General features: G+C 36.4%; 15 protein-coding genes. 10 read left to right on the top strand and 5 right to left on the bottom strand.

Annotation, left to right across the window (positions count from 1 at the left end):
* Positions 1-8: 8 nt before the first annotated feature.
* The gene (locus CAO17_RS22115; RefSeq protein ID WP_425435912.1) at positions 9-122 is read right to left on the bottom strand and encodes a DUF2651 family protein; all 114 of its coding nucleotides are present in this window, start codon (positions 120-122) and stop codon (positions 9-11) included.
* Positions 123-161: 39 nt separating this feature from the next.
* Between CAO17_RS22115 and CAO17_RS11830 the strand changes: the two genes are divergently transcribed.
* The 4 genes from CAO17_RS11830 (at position 162) to CAO17_RS11815 (ending at position 2,904) form a co-directional block, all read left to right on the top strand.
* Positions 162-485, top strand: a complete 324-nt coding sequence (locus CAO17_RS11830) for a PadR family transcriptional regulator (RefSeq protein WP_085994473.1) — start codon at positions 162-164, stop codon at positions 483-485.
* The gene (locus tag CAO17_RS11825) at positions 482-1,360 is read left to right on the top strand and encodes a permease prefix domain 1-containing protein (protein ID WP_085992955.1); all 879 of its coding nucleotides are present in this window, start codon (positions 482-484) and stop codon (positions 1,358-1,360) included. Before CAO17_RS11830 ends, CAO17_RS11825 begins: the two co-directional genes overlap by 4 nt.
* 11 nt (positions 1,361-1,371) lie before the next feature.
* Positions 1,372-2,415, top strand: coding sequence for a TolB-like translocation protein (locus CAO17_RS11820; RefSeq protein WP_085992954.1), 1,044 nt, complete (start codon positions 1,372-1,374; stop codon positions 2,413-2,415).
* 117 nt (positions 2,416-2,532) lie between these two features.
* Positions 2,533-2,904 carry a hypothetical protein gene (locus CAO17_RS11815; protein WP_218775560.1) on the top strand — a complete coding sequence of 124 codons (372 nt, stop codon included), beginning with the start codon at positions 2,533-2,535 and terminating at the stop codon, positions 2,902-2,904.
* Positions 2,905-2,943: 39 nt separating this feature from the next.
* Here CAO17_RS11815 and CAO17_RS11810 read toward each other — a convergent pair whose 3' ends face one another.
* Positions 2,944-3,615, bottom strand: a complete 672-nt coding sequence (locus CAO17_RS11810) for an RluA family pseudouridine synthase (protein ID WP_085992952.1) — start codon at positions 3,613-3,615, stop codon at positions 2,944-2,946.
* A 380-nt stretch (positions 3,616-3,995) separates the two neighbouring features.
* Between CAO17_RS11810 and CAO17_RS11805 the strand changes: the two genes are divergently transcribed.
* Together CAO17_RS11805 and CAO17_RS11800 are read left to right on the top strand one after the other, a co-directional pair.
* Complete coding sequence (locus tag CAO17_RS11805; protein WP_085992951.1) at positions 3,996-4,259, top strand: hypothetical protein; 264 nt, start codon at positions 3,996-3,998, stop codon at positions 4,257-4,259.
* A gap of 391 nt (positions 4,260-4,650) precedes the next feature.
* On the top strand, positions 4,651-5,211 hold the full coding sequence (locus CAO17_RS11800; RefSeq protein ID WP_085992950.1) for a cupin domain-containing protein: 561 nt from the start codon (positions 4,651-4,653) through the stop codon (positions 5,209-5,211).
* A 155-nt stretch (positions 5,212-5,366) separates the two neighbouring features.
* Here the strand turns inward: CAO17_RS11800 and gltC are convergent, their stop codons facing one another.
* Positions 5,367-6,278 (bottom strand): glutamate biosynthesis transcriptional regulator GltC, encoded by a 912-nt coding sequence (gltC, locus tag CAO17_RS11795; protein ID WP_085992949.1) that lies wholly within the window; start codon positions 6,276-6,278, stop codon positions 5,367-5,369.
* Positions 6,279-6,441: 163 nt separating this feature from the next.
* Between gltC and gdhA the strand changes: the two genes are divergently transcribed.
* From gdhA to CAO17_RS11780, 3 genes are all read left to right on the top strand, one after another.
* Positions 6,442-7,824, top strand: coding sequence for an NADP-specific glutamate dehydrogenase (gene gdhA, locus CAO17_RS11790; RefSeq protein WP_085992948.1), 1,383 nt, complete (start codon positions 6,442-6,444; stop codon positions 7,822-7,824).
* A 252-nt stretch (positions 7,825-8,076) separates the two neighbouring features.
* Positions 8,077-9,549: a tryptophanase gene (locus CAO17_RS11785; RefSeq protein WP_085992947.1), complete on the top strand. Its 1,473-nt coding sequence runs from the start codon at positions 8,077-8,079 to the stop codon at positions 9,547-9,549.
* Positions 9,550-9,675: 126 nt separating this feature from the next.
* Positions 9,676-10,395 carry a 3-ketoacyl-ACP reductase gene (locus CAO17_RS11780; protein WP_085992946.1) on the top strand — a complete coding sequence of 240 codons (720 nt, stop codon included), beginning with the start codon at positions 9,676-9,678 and terminating at the stop codon, positions 10,393-10,395.
* A 103-nt stretch (positions 10,396-10,498) separates the two neighbouring features.
* Here CAO17_RS11780 and CAO17_RS11775 read toward each other — a convergent pair whose 3' ends face one another.
* Together CAO17_RS11775 and CAO17_RS21070 are read right to left on the bottom strand one after the other, a co-directional pair.
* Positions 10,499-10,909, bottom strand: coding sequence for a VWA-like domain-containing protein (locus CAO17_RS11775; RefSeq protein WP_085992945.1), 411 nt, complete (start codon positions 10,907-10,909; stop codon positions 10,499-10,501).
* 329 nt (positions 10,910-11,238) lie between these two features.
* Positions 11,239-11,379 (bottom strand): hypothetical protein, encoded by a 141-nt coding sequence (locus CAO17_RS21070; protein WP_179151944.1) that lies wholly within the window; start codon positions 11,377-11,379, stop codon positions 11,239-11,241.
* A gap of 146 nt (positions 11,380-11,525) precedes the next feature.
* Here CAO17_RS21070 and CAO17_RS11770 point away from each other — a divergent pair, with 146 nt between their 5' ends.
* The gene (locus CAO17_RS11770; RefSeq protein ID WP_085992944.1) at positions 11,526-12,248 is read left to right on the top strand and encodes a GntR family transcriptional regulator; all 723 of its coding nucleotides are present in this window, start codon (positions 11,526-11,528) and stop codon (positions 12,246-12,248) included.
* Positions 12,249-12,313 lie beyond the last annotated feature (65 nt).

Raw genomic sequence — 12,313 nt, 5'->3', positions numbered from 1 at the left:
AATTGAAACTACTGGTACATTACTATCCAATTAAAAAATGACTCATTGAAAATAGTAAACATTATAACAATGGATACAATGAAAATAATTACATCACCCTTGTAATACGATGTACATCGTATTACACTGTTGATAGAAGATAAATGGAGGTGAGTTGGATGGTGGATAAGGAAATGATGAAGGGAAGTATTGATTTATTACTGATGTCTTTAATTTCTCAGCGTGATTTATATGGCTATGAAATGACGAAAATCTTAAAAAAGCTCAGTAATGAAACATATGAGATGAGTGAGGGGACATTATACTCGGCTTTAAAGCGATTAGAAAGAAAACAATGGATAGAGTCCTATTGGAGTAACACCGAAAACGGTAGAAGGAAATATTACCATATAACAGAATCAGGTAGGAAAGAGTTAAAACGAAAGCAAGAGAACTGGAAACTGATTGAATCGCTGGTGCATAAAAGTTCGGAGGGACTAATATGACCAATGCGTTCGAGAAATTTGTGGAAAAAGCCGTACAACAAATAGAAGGGAATCAAGAGGAAAAGGATGACCTATATGAAGAACTAATGGTTCATTTAGAAATGTCTAAGAATGAATGGATGGAGCAAGGGCTTTCCGAGAAAGAAGCGGAAGCGAAGGCAATGGAGCACTTTGGGAATGAAGTAGAGGTGGGGGAACAAATTCAACAGGCTATGTTTCCTTTAAGAAAAGAAATGATGAGAGTTCTAGCCACTGTCTCGATTATTTTTTCTATAGCAATCTATTTGGTTCAGTTGTTCGATGAAGGAGATGCCTATATTTTATGGTTAGTCCTCTCTATGGTCGTAAGTACGTTTCTATTTATTTTTTCCATTCAATCATTTGCATTTTTGAACCGGCGTTTATGGATGAATAGTCTACTAGTTTTACATATCGCAATCTATTTGTTCGGTTTACTGTTGACAACTGGGATTATGGACACTGCCCTATCAACACCATTATTTATCACTGCCAGTTTCATTATTTTACTGGCTATTATTTTGATTTACAGAACAACCATTCATGACTATATGGAAAGTGATCACCCGTTACCTACACATGCTAAATGGCTACATATTCTTAATATGACAGCTGGGGTAGGTGTCATTGGCTTTGTCTTATTCTTTCTATGGGGGATATTGGTAATGACTGGTATGTTATCACCTTCCATGATTATTCCACTTATCCCATTGCTTGTATGGATTATTCTTTATATCATGCAAATGAATTTAATTCGTAAAAGGAGAAAGAAAGTAGCATTCATTCTAGCCATTTTTCCTCTTGCTATTATATTCATTATTCTTTGGTATTTCTCAGTCATTTTTACTGGTTTGTAAAGGGGGATATGATGAAGAAAAAGTGGATTGTTTCCATTGTAACTATCAGTGGATTAATAACCATCACGTTAATTGGATTAGGAATCATTTTTGATCAGGAAGAATATGAAAAAAGAGAAGGGTTTACTTCTATTTATGATGTAGCATCAGATGGAAGCATTGCCTATGTGTTTTATGAAAAGGGAAAGCCCGGCATTTATTTAGAAAATAATTCGAAAATCCAGTCTAATCCTATCGTACAATTGGAAGACACGCAAGAAATCTTGGATATCAGTTTTTCTGCAGATGAGAAAGAGCTTGCTTATGTTGTTGCTTATAAAAGTAAGGAAATAGATTTAAAGAGTGTAATTAAAGTTATAAATATAGAATCATCGAAAATGAAAGAGTTGGTTTCAGAGAAAGCTTTAGTGACAGAAATAGAATACCATCCGAAAAATGAAGATTTCATTTATTATTTGAAGGCCCAAACATTTGAAAATTATTCACCAATCGCAAGTGCACGCCCGCATGATTTCGATTTGTTCAGCTATCAGATTTCTAGTGGCGAAACAACAAAACATACAAACCTGAAAAAATATATGATGCAATCCTTACAAGTATCTAGCACAGAAAATAAAGCATATGTATCGATGTTTGATGATGAACATGCTGAAACAGCAGACGATATCTTTGCATCACATCAGCGTATTTTTGAAATTCCATTAGATAATCCCCATAGCTATCAAGTTGCAAGTTTAAAAGAAGGGAATAAGGATATTTATGATTTTACCCTAACACCGAATGAGGATGGATTTATCTTTCAAGCGGTAAATGAAACGGGAGATAACGGGATTTATCAGTATGAGCTTTTTCATTATAATCGAGAGACAGAAGAAGAGAAACAGATAACAGATTTGAAGGAGCATACCTCCAATCCAACCCTAGGACCAGATGGGAAAGTAATTTATTTTATGGTAGACAAACAATTTGGAAGTCGGGATAGCGACTATCACCTGTATAGAATGGATATCAACAATGGTGAAGTGGAAACGGTCCCAATAAGGCATGATTCATAGGGATTCATAAGATGGTTCTTGTGCCACGGTCTAGTTCGTTCAAAATAGATTCAGTAGTTATATGGTTTTAGGAAGGGGAGAATCACTATCGACTTTATATTATTTTCCTTATTCGTTGTGATTGGTTCTTGTTTGTTAATAGGGACAACGCGACAAGAGAGGAAATGGTTAGGCGGAATAGGCGGAATATTAGTTTTTATATTTATTGTTGGTGGTCAAATCATAAAAATTCAATCCGGTTTTTTTGAAGGTCGAACAACGGAATCGGCCCAACAGGTAGGAGAATGGGTTGTCCCATGGTATATTGTCTTAGGATTTTACCTTTTAGTGATGATCAATTATCGCTGGATTCAAGTAGCGTTAAAAAACGTATCATGGAAAAGGTGGCTTTTAATAAGTTTAGATATTCTATTTAGTCTCGTTTATTTATGGGGTGGATGGATTGGTTTATTCGTTGTCGCTTTTACTTATTTTCCATTTGCACCTTAATGAAAAGGAAGGGAGGATGGTCGGTTAAGAACCATCCTCCTAATACCATAGATTCCAAGGATATTCATTTGGTGGTTGCGACTGCACGCTAATTTCTTCTTTTTTGGTTGGGTGCTCGAATGCAAGTGTTTGTGACCATAAGGCAATTTGTTGTCCAGGCTTATTTACGTTTTGTCCATATTTTTGATCCCCATAAAGCGGACAGTTGCGAGAAGATAACTGGACGCGAATTTGGTGGGGTCTACCTGTGTGAAGTTTGATGGATAATAAACTTAATCCATTCTTTTCCCCAATAACTTCATATTCCAATAGCGCTTTTTTTGCCTTTTCATGAGTTGGTTCTACAACGTACACCGTGTTTTTGCTACGATCCTTAATAAGATAGTCTTCTAAAATATCGCGCTCTTTCTTTGGTTTTCCCCGAACTACTGCTAGATATCTCTTCTCCATGTTATTTCTCCGTATAACATCCGATAAACGGGAGGCTGCTTTCGATGTCTTGGCAAATACCATAACACCACCAACCGGGCGATCCAACCGGTGAACAAGCCCGAGATAAACATTTCCGGGTTTTTGGTAACGAATTTTTATATCCTTTTTCAAGTAAGAGAGTAAATCTAAATCTTTCGTTTGATCCTCTTGGACAGGTACATTCACTGGCTTTTCTACAAATAGCAAATGATTGTCCTCATAGAGAATAGGTACATCCATTTTTTATAATCTCCTTTGGTGGACTTCATTACTGCCTAATAGGATAACATACTTTTATAAACTTTTATAAATATGGTGACGGTGCTTAAGACATCAACCTAAAAAAACGCCGCCAGTTAATGTCGGATTAACGGTATCTAAAGCCTTTTTTTACGGCTGTTAAGGTACCTTTTGCTTTATGTGCAGCTGGATAGGTTTCTATCAATTTTTTCACAACTTTCCATGGCTTCATTCAAGGTACTGTACGCTGGATGGTAATTTCTACTTAAAGTAGTTAGACCATTAGCTGTTTTCATTCAGATCACCCATTCTCCTCCATACATAAATCGTTTATCTTTGAGAGATTCTAGATATATATGGGAAAAAGGGGGATCTAAACCATGGATTTATGTCCTTTATGTAATGGTATAGAGATGGTTATGATTTCATGTCCAAACTGTCAGTCAAACATGGATGATCATGGAAAAGTCATGGATTATTTCGATGACTATAGTGCCTATCTAGATATTGATATGGTGAAAATGGTTGATGGTGATACCAAGTCATTAGAAAACCATCAATGCTTACACTATTTTTATTGCACCAATTGCCAGCATGAAGAAACAAGAGCATTTAGGGACGGTTCTGATGTGACTAATTATTAATGCTTATGTTCGCATACGTGAACTGAAAGAACGTTAGGTGGGAAATTTGTAATTTGTACTTAACTTAACTTTCCGTAATGAAACTTTAAGAGGTTTGTATGATGTAATCAATGGCAGGCGGATTTTTGCATTCTTTTACAGATATACTTAAAAAAGAGTAAAGCGTATTCAACTCAATCACCTTATATTTTTCAATTATTAGTAACGTAGGGCATTTATTTAAATTAGAGTAAAAAACAGAATAGATAAATGGTGTTTAGGTTCAGTACTCACAATAGCGTAGTTGTTGGAGAATACTCTCACGACTACGCTATTGTTTTAACCAAGAACCATTCTCTGAATTGTTGCATAGGATGTAGTTGTAAAACCATGAAAGGGGGAAATAGGCAACATGTACTATATACCATATATGTATCCACATCCCTATTACGTGAGCAATCCATCTATGTACAACTATGGGAGATACTATCCAATGTATTGGCCACATCCACAAGGATGGGGGATAGAAAACCAATTTTTTTCGCGGCAAGAAGGTATGAATATGACGGATTTTGGAGGACATCCATTTGTTATTAATATAGAGGATGCAGCAGAGCAAAATGATACATTCCGAACCACTTTATGGACGGGGGATAATTTACAAGTAACGCTCATGAGTATAAGAGTTGGAGAAGATATTGGACTAGAAGTACATCCCGATGTGGACCAATTCCTACGCATTGAAGAGGGGGAAGGGCTAGTTCAAATGGGTGACAATAAAAATAAGTTGGATTTTGAAGAGAGTGTATACGAAGACTATGCTATCATGGTCCCAGCTGGAAAATGGCATAATCTAACTAACACAGGTAACACTCCACTGAAATTGTATACCATCTATGCACCTCCAGAACACCCATTTGGAACTGTTCATCATACGAAAGCAGAAGCCATGGAAAAAGAACATGATGCCTAAGGTCGGTTGCTATATCAACCCAATTCTATTTAAACTAAAAAACATATAATGTAAAAAATAATTTAGTTCAATGTTGAGTAAATAATAATGTAGGAAATTAGAGTAAAAGTAATTTCCTTTGTATGGGGTGGATAGAATGGCAGAAGTACTCCCGCCTACATCCTAAATTCATTTAATCTTTCATATGTCTCTTTTAAGAAGTCGTAAAATATTTTTTCGGTTGGTAGTAGTTCTCGGTGGGCTGGATAGATGATTCCAACGGTACGGGTAAGACTTGTATCTGCTAGTGGGACCATAACGGTGGATCTAGGCGTGTTATCTACTAAAGTCATTTCTGGCATGAGGGCAACACCTAATTCTGCAGATACCAATCCTTTTAATGCGTCAATATTTTCTCCTTCAAAAGATATTTTTGGAGAAAAACCAGCCTTATTACATGAACGAACGACCTGGTCACGGAATTTATGTCCTTCCGTTAATACTACGAATGGATCATCTTTTAGTTCTTGAAGATGAATGGAGGGTTTATTTGCTAATGGGTGCTGAAGTGGTAGTAGTACGACAATATTTTCACTGAACAAAGTCGTTCCATTTATTTTCTTCTCCTTATCTTTTTTTGGCATTGGTGATATCATGGCCAAGTTGAAATCACCATTAATAACCCCTTTAATTAAGTCTTGATGAAGGGCATTCGTCATTTGAAATTTTGCCTCCGGATATCTTGCACGGAAAGCAGAGATGATGGAAGGCAATGTATGTGCTGCCATACTATTAGGAAAGGCAATTCGGATTGTTCCCTTTTCTGGATCTAGATATTCTGTAACCTCTTTTTTTGCATCATCTAAGATATTGATTGCTTGCTTTACTCGTTCATAAAAGATTTTTCCAAGAGGGGTTAATTTTACCCTTCTTCCTTCTCTTATAAATAATTCGACCCCTAATTCATCCTCTAAATTGCCAATCTGTCTACTAACTGAAGATTGTGCTACATGAAGGGCATCAGCAGCTTCTGTCACATGTTCTCTTTCTGCAGCTTCCATAAAGTATTGTATCTGTCTAATTTCCATTTTTTGTATCACTCCTATGTTTAATGCATTTAAAGCATTGATTTAATCGATTATTTATATTGTAACTATCATTAAGAAAAGTATAAAATGAAAACATGACAAAAGACAGTAATTATAAAAATTTTTAATAATTTTTTAAAATATATTAGGGGATGATAAGAGTATGAAAGCACTTGAAGAAGTGAAAGCAACACAAGCAGAGCGTGCACAGGATTATGTGAAAAGCCTTTATGAGCAGGTTGTAGAACGTAATCCGAATGAAGTGGAGTTTCAACAAGCAGTAAAAGAGGTGCTCGATTCTTTAATTCCTGTCCTTGTGAAAAACCCAACATATATAAAACAGGCAGTTGTTGAAAGAATCATTGAGCCTGAACGTTTAATTAGCTTTAGAGTGCCATGGGTAGATGATGAAGGAAACGTGAAAGTGAACCGTGGTTTTCGTGTACAATTTAATAGTGCGATTGGTCCATATAAAGGAGGACTACGTTTCCATCCTTCTGTAAATGCTAGCATTATTAAATTTTTAGGATTTGAGCAAATCTTTAAAAATTCCTTAACCGGACAGCCAATCGGTGCCGGAAAAGGCGGATCTGATTTTGATCCTAAAGGTAAATCAGATATGGAAATCATGCGTTTCTGTCAAAGCTTTATGACAGAATTAAGTAAGCACATCGGACCAGATACGGACGTACCAGCTGGTGATATCGGTGTAGGGGCAAGAGAAATCGGCTATTTATTTGGACAGTATAAAAAATTAAAAGGTGCCTATGAAGCAGGAGTTTTAACTGGAAAAGGTCTCGGATATGGCGGAAGCTTAGGAAGAAAAGAAGCTACAGGTTATGGTACGGTATATTTTGTAGAAGAAATGCTTAAGGATAAAGGGTTAAGCTTTAAGGATAGTACAGTCGTAGTTTCAGGTTCAGGTAATGTATCCATTTACGCAATGGAAAAAGCGATGGAACTAGGAGCAAAAGTAATAGCATGTAGTGATTCCAGTGGTTATGTATTTGATCCAAATGGAATAGATCTTGATTTAGTCAAACGATTAAAAGAAGAAGAGAATAAACGTATTTATGAATATGTGAAAGAACGTCCAAAGGCTAGGTTTGAAGTAGGATGTGCAGGTATTTGGTCTATTCCTTGTGATATTGCTCTACCTTGTGCAACACAGAACGAGATCGACCAGGAAGCTGCAGAAACATTAATTTCAAATGGAATTAAAGCCATTGGTGAAGGGGCTAACATGCCTTCTTCACAGGAAGCAATTGATACCTTCTTAGAAAATAAAGTTTTATTCGCACCTGCAAAAGCAGCAAATGCTGGTGGAGTTGCGGTTTCTGCACTTGAAATGGCGCAAAATAGTTCAAGAGTTGCATGGACAAAAGAAGAGGTTAATGAAAAATTACAAAGTATTATGAAAGATATTTATCGTAAGACTACAGAAGCATCAGAAGAATATGGAGAGTCAGAAAATCTTGTATTAGGTGCTAATATAGCAGGATTCGTTAAAGTAGCAGATGCTATGATTGAACAAGGGGTAATTTAATATAGGTTCTAGGTGTTTTAAGGTAATGTCAGTTTTCCTCAGGAGTGGGGAACTGGCATTTTTTTGATGTTCCATTCTTTTTAATGTTGGAAAAAGGTTACTATACGTTAGTATTATCCCTCTCTGATTTGCTTTAATACATAAAAGCGTTCATGTAATAAAGAATTTTGTTGTTTTCTGATATATTGTAGCGTATAATTTAAGTAAGATACTTGAAAGTTCTAATAATAGTGGGGAAAGGGAAGGGATAAAATGTCAGATGTGAAATTATTTAGCGGGGAATCGTTACCATTGGAAATGCATAAAGCAAGGATAGTTCAGAAGATTAATCTCAAACCTGTTGACCGTCGTTTAGAGGCGATTAAAGAAGCGGGTTTTAATACCTTTTTATTAAAAACAGATGATGTATTTTTAGATATGTTAACAGACAGTGGTGTTAATGCAATGAGTGATAAACAGCAAGCTGCAATGTTACAGGCAGATGATAGTTATGCTGGTTCAGCTACATTTACAAAATTAGAAAATAAGGTTCAAGAAATTTTTGGTTCCACTTATTTTCTACCTGCCCACCAAGGAAGAGCTTGTGAGAATATTATTTCAAAGGCCTTTGTTCAGGAAAATACATACGTACCAATGAATTATCATTTTACGACGACAAAAACACATATCGAAATTAATGGAGGAAAAGTGGAGGAGCTTTATCTAGATGAGGCAATGGAGATAAAAAGCAGTCATCCATTTAAGGGGAATTTAGATATTGATAAGCTCCGTACTTTTATTGAAGAAAAAGGGGTAGAAAACATTTCGTTTGTTCGTTTAGAGGCAGGAACCAATTTAATTGGCGGACAACCTCACTCTCTTGAAAATTTGCAAGAAGTCCGTAAAGTTTGTGATGAGTATGGCCTTATGCTTGTTTATGATGCTAGTTTATTAGCTGACAATCTCCATTTTATCAAAACACGCGAAGAAAAATGCCAGGATATGAGTATTAGGGAAATAAGTAAAACAGTAGCTGATTTGACAGATATTTTCTATTTCTCAGCACGTAAACTTGGCTGTGCACGAGGTGGCGGGATATGTACGAATAATGCAGAACTTTATGCGAAAATGCGTGAGCTAGTTCCGCTATATGAAGGTTTCCTTACTTATGGTGGTATGTCTGTTAGAGAGATGGAAGCAATGGTTGTTGGTCTGGATGAAACGATGGATGAGGATATGATTAACCAAGGACCAAAGTTTATTGAATATATGGTGAGTGAACTAGAAAAACGGGGTGTTCCAGTAGTTACACCAGCAGGCGGTTTAGGATGTCATGTGAATGCTATGGAATTTGTAGACCACATTCCTCAAACTGAATATCCTTCAGGGGCTCTTGCAGCAGCATATTACATTATTAGTGGGGTAAGAGGTATGGAGCGTGGAACATTGTCAGAGAACCGTGACGAAGATGGAAATGAAACATTATCTAATATGGAGCTATTGCGCCTTGCAATGCCACGACGTGTTTACTCCCTTTCACATGTTGAATATGCGGTAGACCGAATCACATGGTTATATGAAAATCGAGAGTTAATTGGTGGATTACGCTTTGTTGATGAACCGAAAGTAATGCGTTTCTTTATTGGAAAATTAGAAGCAACATCGGACTGGCCAGAAAAATTAGTGAAGAAATTTAAAGAAGACTTAGAAACACTTAATAAGGAAGAAGAATTGGTGTTGAATTAAGGTAAGAATTCAAAAACAGGTTTTTTGTCTATGAAAATAGATAAAGGACCTGTTTTTATATACATCAAGAGCACCCAGATATGCTATGCTGTTTGTAATATACTTATAGTGGAAGGGTGATCGAGTATGCAATCATTAAAAGGAAAAAAGGCACTTATCACTGGTGCTAGTAGGGGGATTGGACGCGCTACGGTGTTAGAGCTTGCTAAAGAAGGGGTGGAACTAGGTTTAATAGCTACGTCCGAAAAAAGCTTCGATCCAATTCGGAAGGAATTAACGACATTAGGAGCAACCTTTGTAACAGCCGCTGCGGATGTGTCGAATGAAATACAGGTGAAAGCAGCGGTTCAAGATATAGAGAGTCAGCTTGGACCGATTGATATTCTTATTAATAATGCAGCAATAGGGGTGCGTGGTCCTTTTCTAGAAATTCCCAATGAAAAATGGAAAGAGGTTCTTGATGTCAATGTGATGGGCATCGTTTATGTAACCAAAGCTATATTACCAGGGATGATTGAAAGAAATCGTGGGGATATTATAAACATTTCCTCTATGTCCGGTTTAAAGGGAACAGAAGGATCTAGTGCATATAGTGCATCCAAATTTGCAGTTATAGGTTTGAGTGAATCTTTGATGCAGGAGGTGCGCCGGAATAATATTCGCGTTAGTGTGCTGACACCAAGTCTTGTTGAAACAGAATTTACTAGAGGAATAGGCTCTACTGAACGTGATCCGGAAAGATTTACCCAAGCAGAGGATTTAGCGGAGTATATGACAAGCCTTCTAAAACTTGAACAGCGATCCTTTATTAAAACATCAGCAATTTGGGCGACGAATCCATTTTAGCAGTTGAAAGTGAATCAAAAGAAAAAATGCCAGTCTCTAGGTAATATGGGAGACTGGCATTTTGTGGGGGAGAATGGTTCCTTGAGATCACGAACCGTCCCCGTTAAACCAAATTTAAAGTTCTCCCAAATGGGACATGAGGTTTAAAGTCATCCGGTATAAGCCAAGTGACTTTATAGTCGATTTTTAATTCTTCCCAAAAGTGCCCCGTAACATCCGTGATATAGAAAAGATTTTTAATGCCATTTTCTTGCCCCCATTCTAGTGCCTCTGTATAGGAAGCTCTTCCGTGGGTATGAAACGTTATGTTTTTAGCCGACTTTGTATTTGTAATTTCTCTGATTTTATAGTCGGCTAGAACCAAAGGGGTTTTTTCTCTTATTTCCTCAAACAAAGAAATAATATTACGTATGGTTTCGATTGGGTATTCATCGGTTGATATATCTATTGCAAGAGCAATTTTTTCATTTTCTGATTTGTTGATTAGTGTTAATAGTTGTTTTTGCCAATTCATGATAAACACCGTCCCCTATCCATAATATAGAACAATCGTATAACAATCGTATTATATGGAATAAACAACAAGCTAACAGTGGAAAAACATGGGGAAGCAATGTCTAGCACTAGTAAAGTGTACCATGAGAACTTCTTTTATTAATGAGAAAGTACAGATGATATATATACCAAGGATAGTTCTCTTGAAACGTGACTATAGGTTGCTTCAAAACTACATTTGGATCGGTGCAACTCCTGTTATGGAATAAAATTTCCTGTATCTAAAAACACCAATAAATAGGTGTTTTTAGATACAGAATGTTTGATTCTTACATTTATAGCATACCTTTATTTTTTATCTTGCCTATCTGGTTTAGCAACTTTTGGTTTTTCGTGTCTTTTCGCAATATCACGATTAGTTTGTAATGTTGAAGACCCTAGATTATTATTTAGGGTAGCTTCCTCATTTACTCTTTCATTTTTATTCATGTAAAATTCCCTCCAATTCGTAAGTATGATTATATTTCCCACTTCTCTTAAAAAAATTATCTTGTTGCATGAGCACCGTCCCTAGTAGTCCTTGAAAGCGATTAAGAGAAAATGTAAAATAAGATGAATAAGAGGAGGGACGGTAAGTGAATTATAATTTTCAGACACCACGCTATTTAGTTGTGATAGAGCAGATTAAAGGGAAGATAAAAGATGGTGAATTGGAACCGGGAGAACGTTTACCTTCTGAAACTGTCTTTGCAAAGGAACTAGGTGTTTCTCGGAATACACTTCGTGAAGCATTGCGGATATTAGAAGAGGAAAATATTATTATTAGAAAGCATGGGGTAGGGACCTTTGTTAATCAGAAGCCTGTTTTTACAGGTGGAATTGAGGAGTTATTCAGTATTACAGATATGATTGAAAGAGAAGGGAAAAAGCCAGGAACAGAAGTGTTATTTACAGGTTATGTTGATCCACATGGAGACGATGTTAAAGAATTGAATATGGATGAAGCGGAACAAGTTTTTCTAGTGAAGCGGGTTCGAACTGCGGATGGGAAACCGTTAGTCTATTGTATTGATAAAATCCCTGCAAATCTTTTAGAAAAAGGGTACAAACTTAATCAAGAATCGATATTGTCTTCATTAGAGGAAGCCGGAATTACGATTAGTCATGCAGAAGCAGAAATTAAAACAGTTGGCTATCATGAGGAAATATCAGAAATCATGAACTGTGATAAAGATACGCCTCTTCTTGTTTTACGCCAGATTCACTATGATTTAAATAATCGTCCCGTACTGTATTCTATTAACTTCTTTAAGTCCGATCAAATATCTTTTCATGTGATGCGAAAAAGAATAATATAAATTTCTGTGTGGCTTCCGGCATAAAAGCTAACCCTTTAAGCCGGAAGAGATTTGTCTATATATGG

It is taken from the genome of Oceanobacillus senegalensis, from assembly GCF_900176885.1.
Lineage (GTDB): Bacteria > Bacillota > Bacilli > Bacillales > Amphibacillaceae > Oceanobacillus > Oceanobacillus senegalensis.
Note: the sequence above shows the minus strand (reverse complement) of the source record. Positions and strands in the feature narration are given on the sequence as shown.